This is a genomic window from Vogesella mureinivorans, assembly GCF_007644035.1.
In the GTDB taxonomy this organism is placed as follows: Bacteria; Pseudomonadota; Gammaproteobacteria; order Burkholderiales; family Chromobacteriaceae; genus Vogesella; species Vogesella mureinivorans.
Map to the genome: position 1 here is coordinate 199,273 of NZ_VMTV02000471.1, position 17,500 is coordinate 216,772.

At 58.4% G+C, this 17,500-nt stretch carries 13 protein-coding genes; 8 read left to right on the plus strand and 5 right to left on the minus strand.

All coding sequences use genetic code 11. The features are described from left to right. Position 1: 1 nt before the first annotated feature. Positions 2-322 (minus strand): hypothetical protein, encoded by a 321-nt coding sequence (locus FLQ44_RS13305; protein WP_147694770.1) that lies wholly within the window; start codon positions 320-322, stop codon positions 2-4. Between the two features lie 89 nt (positions 323-411). Between FLQ44_RS13305 and FLQ44_RS13310 the strand changes: the two genes are divergently transcribed. From FLQ44_RS13310 to FLQ44_RS13340, 7 genes are all read left to right on the plus strand, one after another. Next, complete coding sequence (locus FLQ44_RS13310; RefSeq protein WP_147694771.1) at positions 412-1,071, plus strand: hypothetical protein; 660 nt, start codon at positions 412-414, stop codon at positions 1,069-1,071. Between the two features lie 223 nt (positions 1,072-1,294). Then, positions 1,295-1,558, plus strand: coding sequence for a hypothetical protein (locus FLQ44_RS13315; protein ID WP_147694772.1), 264 nt, complete (start codon positions 1,295-1,297; stop codon positions 1,556-1,558). Positions 1,559-1,729: 171 nt separating this feature from the next. Further along, positions 1,730-2,044 (plus strand): hypothetical protein, encoded by a 315-nt coding sequence (locus tag FLQ44_RS13320; protein ID WP_147694773.1) that lies wholly within the window; start codon positions 1,730-1,732, stop codon positions 2,042-2,044. Positions 2,045-2,738: 694 nt separating this feature from the next. Then, positions 2,739-3,896 (plus strand): AAA family ATPase, encoded by a 1,158-nt coding sequence (locus tag FLQ44_RS13325; RefSeq protein WP_147694774.1) that lies wholly within the window; start codon positions 2,739-2,741, stop codon positions 3,894-3,896. Further along, the gene (locus FLQ44_RS13330; RefSeq protein ID WP_147694775.1) at positions 3,893-6,115 is read left to right on the plus strand and encodes a S8 family peptidase; all 2,223 of its coding nucleotides are present in this window, start codon (positions 3,893-3,895) and stop codon (positions 6,113-6,115) included. The genes FLQ44_RS13325 and FLQ44_RS13330 overlap by 4 nt, the downstream gene beginning before the upstream one ends. A 240-nt stretch (positions 6,116-6,355) precedes the next feature. Further along, the gene (locus FLQ44_RS13335; RefSeq protein WP_147694776.1) at positions 6,356-7,690 is read left to right on the plus strand and encodes a leucine-rich repeat-containing protein kinase family protein; all 1,335 of its coding nucleotides are present in this window, start codon (positions 6,356-6,358) and stop codon (positions 7,688-7,690) included. A 108-nt stretch (positions 7,691-7,798) separates the two neighbouring features. Next, entirely contained in the window at positions 7,799-10,066 is a 2,268-nt protein-coding gene (locus tag FLQ44_RS13340) for an ATP-binding protein (RefSeq protein WP_147694777.1), read from the plus strand. Between the two features lie 77 nt (positions 10,067-10,143). Here FLQ44_RS13340 and phhA read toward each other — a convergent pair whose 3' ends face one another. Next, complete coding sequence (gene phhA / locus FLQ44_RS13345) at positions 10,144-11,034, minus strand: phenylalanine 4-monooxygenase (protein ID WP_147694778.1); 891 nt, start codon at positions 11,032-11,034, stop codon at positions 10,144-10,146. Between the two features lie 123 nt (positions 11,035-11,157). Here phhA and FLQ44_RS13350 point away from each other — a divergent pair, with 123 nt between their 5' ends. Then, positions 11,158-11,652, plus strand: a complete 495-nt coding sequence (locus tag FLQ44_RS13350) for an Lrp/AsnC family transcriptional regulator (RefSeq protein ID WP_147694779.1) — start codon at positions 11,158-11,160, stop codon at positions 11,650-11,652. A gap of 18 nt (positions 11,653-11,670) precedes the next feature. On the opposite strand, the gene FLQ44_RS13355 is transcribed toward FLQ44_RS13350, so the two are convergent. The 3 genes from FLQ44_RS13355 to FLQ44_RS13365 form a co-directional block, all read right to left on the minus strand. Then, positions 11,671-12,552 carry a DMT family transporter gene (locus FLQ44_RS13355; protein ID WP_147694780.1) on the minus strand — a complete coding sequence of 294 codons (882 nt, stop codon included), beginning with the start codon at positions 12,550-12,552 and terminating at the stop codon, positions 11,671-11,673. Between the two features lie 228 nt (positions 12,553-12,780). After that, positions 12,781-15,414 carry an aminopeptidase N gene (gene pepN, locus FLQ44_RS13360; protein ID WP_147694781.1) on the minus strand — a complete coding sequence of 878 codons (2,634 nt, stop codon included), beginning with the start codon at positions 15,412-15,414 and terminating at the stop codon, positions 12,781-12,783. 79 nt (positions 15,415-15,493) lie between these two features. Further along, a complete protein-coding gene (locus tag FLQ44_RS13365) occupies positions 15,494-17,284 on the minus strand; it encodes a M61 family metallopeptidase (protein WP_147694782.1) in 1,791 nt (596 codons plus the stop codon). Positions 17,285-17,500: the final 216 nt, after the last annotated feature.

A 17,500-nucleotide genomic window follows, 5' to 3' on the forward strand; every position in this document is an offset into this window, starting at 1 on the left:
ATCAGTCCTCAATGGCAACGTAACTGTTGACCACGGGACGACGAGTGAAGCGTTCGCCGGTATCCTTGTCGGTATAAACGAACGATTTGCCACGGTAGCCACCGCAGATGACCTGCACTTCGATGGTTTCACCGACCTGACCAAGACGCTTGCGGCTACGAATTTCAACAGCAGCAGGCTGGCTGTACTGGTCAGGAGCCGGCAGAGTGACTTCCGTGTAGACGGTGTCGTCTGCTTTGCGTACGGAGTTGACACGGCCTGCTAGGAGGGCTTGGTTCTGGCGAATGTGGTTCTTGGATTGTTCAGTTGTGGGGGATGTCATATGAATTCCTTGTTGTGTTGACAAGTAAACTTTGATAACCTGTGGTCGTGCCATGACGACAACAAAATGTTATTCACATAGGAGCGATCGTGTCAAGCACAATCGAAGATAGGGTCATATTGATCCTTGATGAGGGGCGAAAACCCCGTGGCTACTGGTCAAGTCTTGAAGAAAAGACAGGGATCAATGCTCAGCGCTGGAGAAAAGTGGCAAGTAGACTTCAGCGACCGACGTCTGAAATCATTGAGGCGATAGCGAAACTTCATCCGCATTATGCATTTTGGATTTGCACAGGCATCACTGACGCAACGAATGGGCACATTGCGCCAATCAATGCCCTAACCTTTCCAGAGCGGCTGTATCGTGAGCAGCATTGGGCAAATGAATACTTCAAACTCTCACTAGAACTAGCCGATGAGCTGTCCGTAGCAGGGGGCATTGATCTAACAGATGATGAGCTACGGAGTAACGCTTACAGGAGAGTCCAGGTGTTCACCGGCTATCACGGAAGCGGCTTGGTGAATTTTGGATATGAGATTTCATCCACAGAAAAATACAAAGAGCTGAAAGAAATTCTCAAGAAAAGAACTGCAGAAAAGGCTAATGTTGACTTCTTTGGCGATGAGTCACGAGCCGAAATGAATGATTCTCGATATTCAAAGACTGACCTGGTTATAGAAAGCACAGACCCAAGGACTGTGCACCAGACTCCTAACGAAGTCTTCTGGCGACCGAAGAATCATGGCTAAATACAAATCAGGGTGTTGTCTCTTGTCCTCGCGCAAATGCGCTGCGGGCAAGAGACAACACCCTGATTTTGTTAAATCCCTTCAAAACCTGCACCAAGCATGAAGTCATAAGTTTCAATTCCAATATCGACTCTTGACACATCCTATCGCTTCCTGCGAAATTATACCCTCCCACTTTTTATCAAAACATCATGACTTCATGATGCCATCCGAGGGATATATAATGCGATACATCGGAATGAATGAAACCTGCCTGAGTGCTGCAGAAATAGCTGAACGCTTTAAAGAAATAAGTGGAATTGAACTACATCCCACAAATGTTGGGAACGCAGCAAAAAAACTGGGGCTGGATTATATCGAAGTTGAAGTCGAGCCAGCACCTGGACAGACCTGGTCCAAACCTCAGAAAAGATACTCAGAGCTGGATATACCTGCCATTTTTGTTGAGCTAAGAGAGCTAGCCAACAACAGAGCCAAGTACTTGTAGACATCAAGACCTGCGACACCTCTGACAAGGTACAGCATCCCATCTGATGCCCTCCACCTTGTCAGAAAATTTCGCCGGCGAAATTTTTGAGAATGAGTCTTACTATTCACTGTCGACACATCACACATCATGACGTAGGCTTAAGTCTCTATCAAGACAACGGATGTGATCATGAGTGAGGACACAAAAAATTTCGCCGGCGAAATTTCTGCTAGCTGGACAGCGGAACAAGGCGTGGCATTCGAGTGTGCCCGTGATTACATCTCCTACCTGATTGCGATACAGAGCAAACTGCTGGCACGGGAGAGAGCCAAGCCGGCACCAGATGCAGATACGATTACCCGCTTGCAACAAGAGCAAGCCAGACTTTCTGATGAACGCAGAGACCTGAAAGTACAAGACAGCATCGCTATCGACCGTATTCGCAAGGAATACGGTGCAAGACTTAGAGCCTGGCATCAGCAGCAGGCTGAGCAGAACAGCTAAGACCTTGGGGCGCAGCCCCAAACCCCGCCACGGCCGCGTGGACCTCGGGGAGCAGGGGGTAAACCTCCCTACTCCCCGACGTTAGCCTATTTCCGCTACGAGTGCGTCAAGGGTTCGCTACGCCCGCGCCTGCACCATCAGTACCAGGAACAACCAAGCGTACTGCTGCGCGGCCCTTGACCCCCTCTCCGCTTGATATGCCTACTGCCGAGCGACCAAAGCAAAAAGCCCACGGTTTCGTGGGCTTTTGCATGGGGTGGTACACGATAGCGCGGCTCTGATTGCCGAGTTATGGGACGTACCCACTGTCAGTGTAATAGGAATATGCAGCTCTTATCAAGACGTGATGTTGGCTAGTCCAAGAAGCCAACCCACACCGCATACGAAATCATTCAATACGCATAACCTCGCAAATTTGTAACCTTTTTGCATGCACGATGGAACTCGATAGCGAGGCACCGGATACAGAGCTATGGGGTGTACTGATGCTTCTCTCGCCAGGATGCGACTCTTGCGCATGGCGGTCGAGCATTAGGTCCACGTGCGATGTAAGCATGCCTTCTTCATGCGGTCCAGTGCCGCACCTAGCATCTTCATCAAAGTGCCTTCCTTGTGCTTTTAAATCATGCGATAATAAAACTAGTCCAAAACATGACTATAAAAAACGTAATTAAATCAATTGGTTGAGGTAATCATGGGCGAAATCACAGGTTTGAAGGCTGACTTAGTCCAAATTGTTCGGCTCGCACTGGCAGAGCAAACGGAAGACGTACGCCTTTTCGCCGCAAGACTTGTTCGTAAGTACCGAGGAACAGAGCCGGAACTCGCCGAGCAAGTTGATCTGTACTTGCGCTCAAAGCCGCAGAGAGCTGGCGCGCCACTACGCAAGGCAATTGCACCATCGCAGCAAAACGAAGTACTCCCCGTGGACGATGAGTCACGACTGTCACTACTAAAAGTTTTCAAAGACCCTTCTGATCGCGAAGCTCCGCTTCTATCTGCGGACCTTGAAGAGTCACTTGGACAGCTAATTCTTGAACGAAAGCAGGCATCTCGCCTTGCTTCATTGGGCCTCACCCCAACACGTTCAGCCATCTTTGTCGGCCAACCTGGTGTTGGCAAAACCCTAACTGCACGTTGGCTTGCAGCTCAACTAGGCGTGCCACTGTATGTACTTGATCTAACTGCAGTGATGAGCAGCTTACTGGGGCGCAGCGGTAGTAACTTGCGTACAGCTCTCGATTTTGCCAAACGCAGCCCATGCGTCTTACTGCTAGACGAAATAGACGCGATTGCTAAACGCCGCAGTGATGATGCAGATGTTGGTGAACTCAAACGCTTAGTTACTGTGATATTGCAGGAAGTTGATGAATGGCCAGCTACTGGTTTACTTTTAGCTGCAACCAACCACCCTGAGTTGATCGACCCCGCACTTTGGAGGCGCTTTGACTTAGTCGTTGATTTTAAGCTTCCTGAACCAACCTCAATCAAAGAAGCTATTAAAAGGTTCTTGGGACCCGATTTCGCACTATTTGGACGTTGGATGGAGATTCTGGTATTCGCGTTTCAAGGGCATTCATTCAGCGACATTGAGCGTGAGATACAGCGGTTCAGACGTGCATTGGCATTAGGAACAGCTTCTGACGAAAACCTGATTGAAGAATTTATAAAAGCACGCGCCCTATCACTAGAACGTCAAGGCCGCATTGATATGGCGGTACTACTCGCAAAACAAACGCGGCTATCTCAACACAGCATCTCGGAGATTACTGGAGTAAGCCGAGACACCATTCGCAAGTACACAACCGATGGGAAGTCGGCTGTTTCCCAGAAACGGAGGCGTGAAGCATGAGTCAAACGAACTTTCTAATCGGACGAGGCGAGCTACTCACCTACGAGATTAAAGGCCCCAAACGTGGAATGGACAAGGCGGAGGTTTACACTCTCCAGCAGGCCTGCACTCGGCTGACTCCACAATTCAACGAAACCTCTGCGATTCTTGACAGCCTACCCGACATGGCCTGCCCAGGTGAACTAGGGGTTGCTAGACTGACGCTAAACCCGAGCTACATTGCCCGATCCTTTTTTCCAACAGCGATGCTGCGTAGTGTAGGACTTGAATCAATAGGTAGCAGAGCAGTAAAGCTGACTCCAGAAGCTTGGTCGAAGAAAGGAACGCCACGCGAATCTAGTACAACGGAACTCTTTGTTGTAGGTCGACGCGAAGCATTTCGCCAGCTAACAGAGTGGGCAGAACACCTGGAAGATGGCTCAAACGAAGCAAAAGATTTATCACATATCGAATGCTTTTCTGCATTCGAGGCGAGAGATCGCATTATTTCACTGGAAAGCCCCATGGGGGGATTTTTCGAAGTCGGGCTCCATCTGCTGCCAAGTGATATGGACCAGTTTGTGCAACGTTCATTTGCTAAGTATGCAGCGGAAGTTGGTGTCGCTATTCATACAGACCTAGCATTTAGAGCTGGCAACTTATGGTTTCTCCCTGCCCAAGGGGAAAGCCAGAATATCGCGCGCTTAGCCGAGTTTTCTTTTGTACGTGTGATTCGTCCAATGCCAAAACTGCGGGGTATGCGTCCAATTCAACGGGCAGCAAGTGTAACCGTGGCATGCAATCTTCCGACAGAGCAACCGCTATCGTCAGAGCCTAAGGTAGCCATTCTTGATGGAGGTATTCCCCAACATCACTGCATCGGACCATGGTTGAACAACTACCGGCTGCTGGATGAAAACGCAGCAGATGACCCTGGAGGCTTAGAGCATGGCCTAGGCGTAACCTCTGCATTCCTATTTGGCCCTATTGCACCGAATAGCACAGCGGCACGCCCCTACTCATTCGTAGACCATCTGCGTGTTCTGGATCGTGAGACCAACCAGGAAGACCCACTAGAGCTGTACCGTACACTGGGGCTAATCGAGGAAGTTCTACTATCGCGACAGTATCAATTTATCAACTTAAGCTTAGGACCTAACCTGCCAATTGATGACGAGGATGTGCATGCATGGACATCAGTTATCGACGACTTACTAAGTGATGGCGATACCCTAATGACTGTCGCCGTAGGCAACAACGGTGAAATGGATAGATCCGTTGGTAATGCTCGTGTACAAGTTCCTGCTGATTGCGTTAATGCGTTATCTGTAGGCGCCACAGACAACGTCGATACAACATGGGCTCGCGCATCTTATAGTGCTATTGGCCCAGGTCGCAGCCCTGGGGTTGTGAAACCTGATCTGATGGCTTTTGGTGGGGATGCCAATAGCCCCAAGTACTTCCACGTCCTGGCCGAAGGTGCGAAGCCAACATTAGCACCCCAACTTGGAACTAGCTTTGCAGCGCCCTATTTACTTCGTAACGCTGTCGGGGTCCGAGCAGTACTTGGCTCTGATTTGTCACCGTTAGCCATTAAAGCATTGCTAGTCCACAGTGCAAACCCAGGCACACATGACAAGCTAGAAGTAGGCTGGGGCAAAATTCCAGAAGACTTAATGGAGATCATCACTTGCCCGCCCGGTGTAGCAAGGGTTGTCTACCAAGGGGAGCTAAAGCCTGGCAAATACTTGCGTGCCACGCTTCCACTACCGGCAGGCGGCTTGCAAGGAAACATCCGACTAAAAGCAACTTTCTGCTACGCATCGTCAACTGACCCGCAGGATGCAGTTGCCTACACGCGAGCTGGTTTGGAAGTGGTTTTTCGCCCTAGCGACAAGAAGATCAAAGATGGCAAGGCCAATGCTGATACCAAAGGCTTCTTTGATATGAAGAAGTACGCAACAGAAGAGGAACGCCGTTCTGATTTGGGAAAATGGGAAACCGTTTTACATGGAAACAAGTCAATGCGGGGCAGCAGTCTCGACAACCCAGTTTTCGACATCCATTACAATGCGCGGGAAGGTGGGGGCCCGACGACAGGTGCAGAAAAAATTCGCTACGCTCTAATCATCTCAGTCGAAGCACCCAAACATGCAGACCTATACAACGAAATTTTGCGATCTTATGCAAAAACGCTGGTTCCCATCCAGCCGAAGGTATCCTTGCCTGTTCGTGTGTAGTGGCATAGCAGTTGAAAGAGCACACTACCTTTCTGGTGCCACAACGGTAGAATGGTACTTTTAATGGCATGCCTACAAACAAAAATTGTAAGGCAATGTTTTTAAAAGAAATTCATCACTCTTTAACCATCGAGTGGGAATAAGCCCTTGCGGCCAACCTTGACGTTGGCCGCAGCCCCAACCCAACTCACCCAGCCCGCCCGATGGCGGGCTTTGTCTTGCCCTGATACACATTAACCCATGCATACACTAGAGCAGCTACGCAGCGGCGCGCTGGCCGGCATTACCCGCCTGAGCCTGCACGCCGGGCTGGAAACCTTCCCGCCCGAGATCTATAGCCTGGCCAATAGCCTGGAGATTCTGGATTTATCCGGTAACCAGCTCAGTACCCTGCCAGACGATTTGCCACGGCTGCACAAGCTGCGGGTGATCTTCTGCTCGGATAACCCGTTTACCACGCTGCCCGCGGTGCTGGGGCGCTGCCCATCGCTGACCATGATCGGCTTCAAAGCCTGCCGCATCAGCCATGTGCCCGCGGCGGCGCTGCCGCCGCAGCTGCGCTGGCTGGTGCTGACCGACAACCGTATCGAGGTGCTGCCAGACGCGCTGGGCCAGTGCACACAGCTGGAAAAACTGATGCTGGCAGGCAACCGCCTGCGCAGCCTGCCCGCCAGCCTGGCGCAGTGCCGGCAGCTGGCGCTGCTGCGTATTGCGGCCAACCAGCTCACGGCCTTGCCCGGCTGGCTGGCCACCCTGCCGCAGCTGGCCTGGCTGGCCTACGCGGGCAACCCGTTTTGCCAGACACTGGAGCAGCAAGCTGCCCAGGGTGCCAGCCTGCCGGCTATCCCGTGGGCCAGCTTGCAAGTGGGCCCGCTGTTAGGCGAAGGGGCATCCGGCCATATTTACCAGGCCAGCGTACTGGACGAGCACGGCAAGGCCGCGGCCGGCAGCGTGGCGCTCAAGCTATTCAAAGGCGGCATCACCAGCGATGGCCTGCCGCAATGCGAAATGGCAGCGGCGCTGCACGCCGGCCAGCATGCGGGGCTGATTGCGCTACTGGGGCAGCTTAGCGGCCACCCGCAAGCCCGCCAGGGCCTGGTGATGGCGCAGATGCCAGATGGTTTTGGCAACCTGGCGCAGCCGCCCAGCCTGGCCAGCTGCACGCGCGATGTGTACCCGCCCGAGCGCCGCTTTGCCTTGCCGGTAGCGCTGCGTATCGCCAGCACCGTGGCGGGCGTGATGCAGCAGCTGCACCAGCGGGGGATGCTGCATGGCGACCTGTACGGCCATAATGTGCTGTACCGGCCCGATGGCGAAACGCTGCTAAGCGATTTTGGCGCGGCCTCGTTCTACGACCCCGGCCAGGCGAATGCTGCGGCACTACAGCAGATCGACGTGCGGGCTTTTGGCTATCTGCTGCAGGAGCTGCTGGCGCACTGCCACGCAGAAGATGCCGCGCGGCCAACCCTGACGGCGCTGGCGGCGCTGCAGGCGGCGTGCCTGTCACCCCAGCCGGCACAGCGCCCGCTGTTTGCCGATATCGTGTGCACGCTGGCGGGTATCGGCGCGCCATAACGCGAAGCACCGCAGGCATGCGCCAGATCAAGGGCGCCTTGCCAGTTATGTCGATAAGCTATAGCGTTACGGCTACATAGCGCCCACCCTCTGCATACAGGAGCTGTCTTGCCCGCCCCAAGCCCCAACCACAGCCCACCCGCACACAGCATTACCAGGCAGCTGCAGCTCGCCATTCTGGCGTTAGTGCTGCCGGTGCTGCTAACCGCTGGCGTGGCCATGTGGGGCTACCAGCACGTGGCACAGCTATTGGCCAGCCAGCCCGACGCCGGCCAGCTGGCCGCACTGCAGCAGCAGCTGACACAAGGCAGCGCCATGCTGTGGCTGCTGGTGCTGCTGAGCCTGCTGCTGATCGTGGTGATGGCGTACTACTATGTGGAACGCATCCTGGGCAGCCGGCTGCGCCAGCTGGCGCGCGCCATGCAGCAGATGCAGCAGGGCGAGCCCGGCCAAGCGCTAGACGATACGCACCCTGACGAGCTGGGCAGCATGGCGCAATCGCTGGATGCCTTTCGTGATGTGATGCTGCAGCTGAACGAAAAAACCGACGCCCTGCACATTGCCAAAGAGGCTTCCGAAGCCGCCACGCGGGCCAAAAGCGATTTTCTGGCCAATATGAGCCACGAAATCCGCACACCGCTTACCGCCGTACTGGGCTATACCCACCTGACACTGGACAGCCAGCTGCTGCCCGAGCAGCGTGAAAACCTGCAAAAAGTGGATGCCGCCGCCAAAACCCTGCTGGGTGTCATCAACGACATTCTGGACTTTTCCAAGATAGAAGCCGGCAAGCTGGTACTGGAAAACGTCAGTTTTTCTCTGGCAGATGTTATCCGTAACCTGCAAGACATCATCCAGATGCAGGCCGCGCAGAAAAACCTGATGCTCACACTGGATGTCAGCAGCACGATTCCGCCCTGGCTGCGCGGCGACCCGCTACGGCTAGGCCAGGTGCTGCTGAACCTCAGCAACAACGCCCTGAAATTCACCGAGCACGGCCAGGTACGCATTGCCATCCATGGTGAGCCAGGCCCGGGGCAGGACTACACGCTGCACTGCGCGGTCAGCGACACCGGCATAGGCATGACGCCAAAGCAGGTAGACAAGCTGTTTCAGTCGTTCAGCCAGGCAGACACCTCTACCACACGGCGCTTTGGTGGCTCCGGCCTGGGCCTGGTGATCTGCCGCCAGCTGGTACAGCTGATGCACGGCGATATCCGCGTCAACAGCGTACCCGGCGAGGGCTCGACTTTCCGTTTCAGCGTGCGCCTGCAGCCAGGCGAGCCGCCGGCCAACCCTGACCACCCGCAGCACAACCCCAGCCTGGCACACGGCCAGGCACTGGCTGGGCTATACCTATTACTGGCAGAAGATAACGAGCTGTTGCAGGAGTTTGAATGCCACCTGCTGCGCTCGCTCGGTGCCCGGGTAGAAACCGTTAGCGATGGCAAACAGGCCATTGCGGCCGCTTTGCACCCGAACAAGCGCTTTGATGCCATTCTGATGGATATCCAGATGCCGCAGATAGATGGCCTGCTAGCTACCCGGCATATCCGCCAGCAATACAGTGCCAGCCAGCTGCCCATTATTGCCATGACCGCACACGCCATGGAAAGCGAGCGGCAGCGCTCGCTGGATGCCGGCATGAATGACCACCTGAGCAAGCCCATCAACCCGGAAGTGCTGGTGGCTACCCTGCTACGCTGGGTACAGCCCAGAGCCAGCGCAAAAGGCCACGCCATGCCCATGACGGAAAGCCCGCCACACCTGCCCGAGCTGCCAGGCTTCGACCTGCAAGCGGCGCAACAGCAGCTGGGCGGCAAGACCAGCCTGCTGTACAAGCTGCTGCTACGCATGCGGCAAGACTACGCGCAGGCCGCGCAGCAGATCCAGGCGGCGCTGGATGCACAGCAGCCGCAAGAAGCCATGCGCCTGGCCCATTCGCTGAAGGGCGTGGCCGCTACGCTGCACATTGCCCAGCTACAAAAGGCCGCCGCCTCGGTAGAAGTGGCCCTGGCCAATGGTGATAGCGAAGGCGCCAGCATTCTGATGCCTGCGCTGCTGCGCGCCATGGAGGAAACCAACACCAGCCTGGCCCTGCTACCCGGCGACCCGCCCGCCCAGGCGGCCACCCCGCCAGCCGCCGGCAGCCTGCCGCTGGCGGCGCTGCAAACACTGGACCAGCTACTGCGCGAGCGCAATATCCGCGCCAAACGCGTTTACAACGAGATTGCCAGCCAGCTGGCCGCGCACGATGCGGCGGCCAACCAGCGTCTGGGCGATGCGCTGCAACAGCTGGACTTCATCAGCGCGCGCCACCAGATGCTGTACTGGCTGCAGCAAGCTGGTGCACCGCCCGATAGCCCCAGCCACTAACAGGCTGCCGTACCAGACAAAACCCCCTGCTGCCAGGCAACAGGGGGTTGTTTTTTGCGGTGCCGCGCGGCAGCGGTTTAGACGTCTTCGGTGTCCAGCCAGCCTTCGCGGTTGCCCACCGTGTACACCTTGTCAGCGGCATCGATATCGCCGGCACCCAGCAATGGTGCAGCTTCTACCTGCGGGTAGATCGGGGTGAAGTCCGGCGCGGTGGCGTCGAACAGCTGCTGGAAGCTGTCGATGACAAAATAGGTTTTCTGGAAAGTATCGATGCGGTAGCGGGTACGCATGATGCGCTGCAGGTCGAAGCCCACACGGTTGGGGCTGGCGCTGTCCAGGCTGTAGACCGATTCGGACTTGCTGGACACGATGCCGGCACCGTAGATACGCATGCCCTGCGGCGTGTTGATCAGGCCAAACTCCACCGTGTACCAGTACAGGCGCGCCAGCAGCGGCAGGTAGCCCAGGCCCTTGGCCTTCATGCCCCCACGGCCGTAGGCCTGCAGGTAGTCGGCAAACACCGGGTTGGCCAGCAGTGGCACGTGGCCGAACAGGTCGTGGAACACGTCCGGCTCTTGCAGGTAGTCCAGCTGGTGCGGCTCGCGCAGCCACCAGGTCACCGGGAAGCGGCGGTTGGCCAGGTGCTCGAAGAACACATCGTCGGGAATCAGCCCCGGCACTGCCACCAGCTGCCAGCCGGTGGCGGCCGCCAGCTTTTCGTTGAGGCGGTTAAAGTCCGGCACACGGTCGGCATCGATGGTGAGCAGCGCAAGGCCCTGCAGAAATTCGTCACACACGCGGCCCGGCAGCAGGGCGCACTGGCGCTGGTACAGCGTGGCCCAGGTGCGGTGGTCTTCGTCGCTGTAGCGGTCTAGCGGCTGCGGCAGCGTAAAGTCGGCACCGTGGCTCAGGCCGGCGTTCTTGCGCACGGTGATATCCGGTACGGTAAAGGTGTTCATCTCCATCATTTTTCTCTTGTGTGGGTGGCAGGTGCCAATAGCACAAGTGTAGAAGCTGCGGCGTGCGCGTTGGCCGCATCATTTGCTTGCCAGGCACTTTTTTCGCATACTTACCGCACCAAATCAGCGGAAATGCACAAGATGCGCAAACTGGAGTTTGATCGCTTTGATTTCCAGATTCTGGAGGCCCTGCAGCGCGACGCGCGCGCCACCCACCAGAAGCTGGCGCAAGAGGTAGCGCTGTCGGCCTCGCAAATCGGCCGCCGCATCCAGCGGCTGGAAGAAGCCGGCGTGATTCAGGGCTACCATATCAGCCTGCGCCCCGACCTGCTGAACCTGTCGGTCACCGCCTTTGCCAGCGTCAGCCTGGAGCGCCACGGCGAGGCGTCGATACGCGAGTTTGCTGCCGCCATCGCCAACCTGCCGGAAATCCTGGAGTGCTACGCGGTAGCCGGCGAGGCAGACTACTGGCTACGCATCGTGGTGGCCGATCTGCCCTCGCTATCGCGTTTCGTGATGAACAAGCTGATGACGCTGCCGCTGGTACGCAGCGTGAAATCCACCGTGGCGCTGGAGCCGATCAAGCACAGCCAGCGCCTGCCACTCGCACAGGCCATGGGGAGCTAGGCCGCGCTGCGGCCAACCTTAACGGCGGCGCAGCGCCCGCAGCGAAATCAGTATCAGGGCCGCCGCAATCATCAGCATGCCGCTGGCTTCGGCCAGCGATGGCTGCTCGCCCAGCAGCAGCCACGCCATGCCCACCGCCACGGCCGGAATGGCCAGAATGCTGATACTGGCCATGCCGGCACTCAGGCGCGACAGCAACACCATCCACACCAGCCAGCCCAGGCCACCGGCCAGTACGCCGGAAAACAGCAACACGCCCAATAGCGGCCAGCCCCACACCAGCTCGCGCGTGGGGAAGAAAGGCAGCAGTAGCAGCAGCGGCACCGTGCCCCACACCATCTGCCAGAACGTGAGCGACAGCGTATCTACCTGGTGCTGCGCCCGCAGGCGCTTGGCGATAATGGCCGAGCTGGCCCACACCAGGCCACCGGTAATGGCCAGCAGGTCAGACTGCCAGCTACCGCCCAGGTCCCACGGCTCCAGAATGGCCAGCAAGCCGGCAAAGGCCAGCGCCACGCCCAGCCACTGGCTGAGCGCCAGCTTTTCGTGCAGGAAAATGCGCGCCAGCAGCAGTGTCCAGAACGGCATGGTGTAACACAGCACCGACACCTTGCCCGCCCCACCCGCCACCAGCGCCAGGTTGGTAAACACCACAAAACCGGCGGTCTGCGTGAGGCCTAGCCAGAAGGTTGGCCGCATGGGGGTAGGCTGAAAGCCACGACCGGTCAGCCGCATCACCAGACCCAGGGTGGCAATGGCAAACAGGGTGCGCAGCAGGCCCAGCTGAAAGGCGGTGGCGTAGGACAGGCCCAGCTTGGTCACCACCCAGTTGGTACCCCAGGCAAACCACAGGCCCAGCAGCATCAACACACTGGCCAGCGGGGAAGCAGAAACAGGCATAGAACAATGGCCACAAAATAAGCCGGTGCAGGCACCGGCTCGGGATGGATGACAAACCCTGCTGGCAACGCAAACAGGGTTTGTTGTGTAAACAGCGAGGCGGCGCGTGCCGCAAGGCATGACGGGTGGCGCGGCATTACCCGGCCAGTTGCCCGTTAAACCGGCACTAGGCCAGCCACGCCAAGCCGGTGCGGGCACCAGCTTGGGGCAAAACAGCAGTATACCCGCTTATGCCGACAGGTTCTTCGATACGATTTCGTATACGTCCTTGGATAAGCCGTCTTTGGCCAGAATGCGCTGCAGCTCGCGGGTCATCAGCGCCTGGCGTTGTGACTCCAGCTTCTGGCGACGGTTAAACAGCGACACAATGCGGCTGGCCACCTGCGGGTTGATGGCGTCCAGCGCCAGCACCTGGTCGGCCAGGAAAGCGTAGCCGGAGCCGTCTGCCGCGTGGAAGTGCTGCATATTGCGGCCAAAGCTGCCCAGCAGCGCCCGCGCCTTGTTCGGGTTTTTCAGGGTAAACGCCGGGTGCTGCATGGCGGCTTTCACGTGCTCCAGCACGCCGGGCAGCTGGCTGCTGGCCACCAGGCTGAAGAACTTGTCCATCACCAGCGCATCGCCCTGCCAGCGGCTGGCAAACGACAGGTAGCAGTTTTCACGCTGGGCCACGTCGCGGTCGCGCAGGGCCAGCATGGCGCCCATCTGGTCGGTCATATTGTCTGCTTCCAGGCACTGCTTCTCGGCAGCTTCCAGCGGCCAGGCATCGTGCAGGCGGGTCAGCATGGCCAGCGCCAGATTTTTCAGGCTGCGGCGGCCACCATCAGCAGGCTGGTAGCGCTGGGTCTGGTTCAGGTCGTAGGCTTCGTGCCATTCGCCGCGCAGCGCCTGCGCCAGGCCATTGAGCACAAACTCGCGCACGGCGTGGATATGTGCAGGGTTGGCCGCATCGACCATTTCCAGGATGTCGGCTTCGGAGGGCAGGCTCAGCATCAGTGCCTTGAAAGCCGGGTCGGCGGCGTGGTCCTTCAGCACCGCACGCAGTGCCGCCACAAAGCCAGCCGGCAGCTGCAGCGCACGGCCGGCGGCGTGGTCGGCCAGCAGGGCTTTGAGCAGGCGCTCGGCGTAGGCCTGGCCGGCTTCCCAGCGGGCAAAGGCATCGCGGTCGTTGGCCATCAGGAATGACAGCTCGTCGTCACGCCAGTCGAACTGCAGGCGCACCGGTGCAGAGAAACCACGCAGTAGCGACGGCACCGGCAGCTCGGGCACGTTCACAAAGGTAAAGCTTTGCTCGGCCGCGCGGACATCCAGCACGCGGGTGCCGGCGCCAGCTTCGGCCTCGCCGGCCAGCTGCAGCGGCAGGTCCTGGCCATCGCGGCCCAGCAGGCCCACGGCCAGCGGAATGTGGTACGGCTGCTTGCCGCTTTGGCCCGGGGTGTCGGGGCAGCTTTGCTTCACGTGCAGGGTGTAGCTTTTGGCAACCGCGTCGTACTCGCCGCGCACGTGCAGCTGCGGGGTACCCGCCTGGCTGTACCACAGGGCAAACTGGGTGAAGTCGGCACCGTTGGCGTCGGCCATGGCGGCGCGGAAATCGTCGCAGGTGACGGCCTGGCCATCGTGGCGCTGGAAGTACAGCTTCATGCCCTTCTGGAAGCCTTCCTCACCCAGCAGGGTGTGGTACATGCGCACCACTTCGGAGCCCTTTTCGTACACCGTCATGGTGTAGAAGTTGTTCATCTCGATATAGCTATCGGGGCGGATGGCGTGCGCAGTGGGGCCGGCGTCTTCCGGGAACTGCAGCTGGCGCAGTTTTTTCACGTCTTCGATGCGTTTCACCGGGCGGCTGTGCAGGTCGGCGCTGAATTCCTGGTCGCGGAACACGGTGAGGCCTTCTTTCAGACTGAGCTGGAACCAGTCGCGGCAGGTGACGCGGTTGCCGGTCCAGTTATGGAAGTACTCGTGGCCGATGATGGCTTCCACGCGCTCGAAGTCGGCGTCGGTGGCGGTGTCCTGGCGCGCCAGCACGGCCGAGGTATTAAAGATGTTGAGGCCCTTGTTTTCCATGGCGCCCATATTGAAGTCGCCCACAGCCACGATCATGTAGATGTCCAGATCGTATTCCAGACCAAAGCGGGTTTCGTCCCACTGCATGGAGCGCTTTACCGCGCCCATGGCAAAGTCCACCTTGTCCTGGTCGGCCGGCACGGTCCAGATTTCCAGTGCCACCTTGCGGCCGCTGGCCGTGGTGTAGCTGTCTTTCAGTGCCACCAGCTTGCCGGCCACCAGGGCAAACAGGTAGGCCGGTTTACGGTACGGGTCCACCCACTTTACCCAGTGGCGCTTTTTGTCGGCCTGGCCTTCGCCCACCTTGTTGCCGTTGGACAGCAGAACCGGGTACTTCTGTTTGTCGGCAATGATGGTGGTGCTGAACTTGGCCATCACGTCTGGCCGGTCCGGGTAGTAGGTAATCTTGCGGAAGCCTTCCGGCTCGCACTGGGTGTACAGGTTGCCGCTGGAGCCATACAGGCCGTTGAGGCTGGTGTTGGCAACCGGGTCGATTTCGGTTTCGATATCCAGAATAAAGCTGTCCGGCACACCGGGAATCGCCAGGCCTTCGGCGTGCTGATGGTAGGCACCAGGCTGCAGCTGGTCGCCATCCAGCACTACCGACAGCAAGGTGGCGCTGCCGTCCAGCTGCAATACGTTGGCCGCAGTGGACTCGGGGTTGCGGTGAATCACCATGCGGGCGCGTACACGGGTTTGTGTGTCTTCCAGGATATCGAACGTCAGGTCGACCTTGTCCACCAGGTAGGCGGGCGGCAGGTAGTCCTGGCGGTATTTGATCTGTGGCTGTTGTTGGCTCATGAACGGGCATCCTAAATAGGCTTGCAAGGCGGGTCGGCGCTGCCGCCCGCTTGTTTTTATCAACGCAAAGCGTCCCTGGTTATGGTTTGATCCACGCGGCAGCACCGGGTGCCAGGCTCAGGCGGCAGGTATCGGCTTGCGTGGCGCGCAGTGTGACTTTGTAAGTAGCCAGCTCGTCGCGGCGGAAGGCGTGTACTTTGACGGTATCGCCTACCTTGTGGCGAGCGATGGCTTTATCAAGATCGCTGGCTTTCAGCCCGTTTACCGCCACGATGACATCACCACCCGACAAGCCGGCAGCCTGCGCCGCGCCACCGTCCAGCACCTGCAGCAGGCGCACGCCCTGGCTGTCCGGCGCCGCCTTGACGCCAAAGGTTGGCCGCACAGCGGCTGGCTGGATGCTGTCTACCACGCTGCCGCTATCGGCCGGGCTATCGGCTGGCACCATCTGCAGACTGACACCTTGCGTGGCCAGCAGTTCAGCCAGCGGCAGATCTTGCGTGCTGCGGATAGCATGGTCGAAGAACTGGCCCAGCTGCAGGCCGGTAGCCTGCTCGGCCACCTGTTCCCACTCGCCCTCGGCCAGGCCCTGGCCGTCGGCCAGCCATTTTTGCCACAGCGCCAGCATCACGGTGTCCAGGCTCTTGGCGCCGGCGGTTTCGCGGCGGATGTGTAAATCGAGCGCCAGCGCAGCCAGCGAGCCCTTGGTGTAGTAGCTCACGATGCTATTGGGGCTGTTTTCGTCCTGGCGGTAGTACTTGGTCCAGGCATCAAAGCTGGAATCGGCCAGGGTCTGCTTGGTGCGGCCGTTGCCGCGCATCACGCCGGTAATGGTTTTGGCCAGCAGGCCCAGGTAGCGTTTTTCGTCGATCAGGCCGCTGCGTACCAGCGCCAGGTCGTCGTAGTAGGAGGTAATGCCCTCGAACGCCCACAGCAAGGTGGTGTGGCCTTCGCGATTCAGGTCGTAGGGGGCGAATACCGCCGGCTTCATGCGCTTCACGTTCCAGCTGTGGAAGTACTCGTGGCTGATCAGGCCCAACAGGCGCAGGTAGCCGTCGCCGATCTCGCCCTCGGCCAGGCCGGGGGCCGGCAGGTCGTCACGGTTGGCCACCAGCGCGGTGGAGGCGCGGTGCTCCAGCCCGCCGTAGATATCGGCGCCGACAAACAGCATGAATACGTAGCGGTCGAACGGGGCAGGCTCGCCAAAGAAACGGATCTGCCACTCGCAAATGCGTTTGGTATCGGCAGCCAGACGTTTGAGGTCGGCCTGGCAGACACCGGACACCACAAACTCGTGCGGCACGCCGCAGGCCTTGAAACGGATGCGCTGGAAGCGGCCCAGCTCTACCGGGTGGTCGATCAGCTCGTCGTAGTTGGCCGCACGGTAGCGGCCAAAGCCGGTTTTCTTGTGCACATCCAGCGCAGGCAGGCTGGTGGCCACTTGCCAGTCGGCCAAGGCTTTATTGGCCGGCGTTTCAATATCTACAGTGCAAGGGTCATTCTCGAAGCCATCAGCCGACAGGAACACGCTGGTGCCGTTATAGAAACCACGGTTGGCGTCCAGATACGCCCCACGCACCGACAGGTCGTAGGCGTATACCTGGTAGCGCACGGTCAGCTCGCCTTTTACCGGGGCGGCCTGCCAGCTGTGTTTGTCCAGCTTGGTCAGTGCTACCGCCTTTTTGCCGCTGCTGGCGCTGATCTGCACGATATGGCGGGCAAATTCGCGCACCATATAGCTGCCCGGTATCCAGGCAGGCAGGCGCAGTACCTGGCCGGCAGCTGCAGGCTGGGCAATGGTGACGGTCACATCGAAAAGGTGGGCGTGCGGATCGAGTACGGCAAGGCGGTAGCTAACGGGGAAAGACATGGTGCAGAACCGTTCTGTGGCAGAAAGATGCTGGATTCTAGCACCGGCTGTACAAAACCACCCCTGACCTTCCGGCTTGATCTTCATCAATAGCAGTACTACCGATGACAATATAATCCATGTCTGTCAAAAGGCTAAAAAGGCCAAAAAGCCAGCATAGGCAGGGGAAACAGCACATCGCCCCGCGTTCTTGACTGGTGGCTGATGCCTGAATTG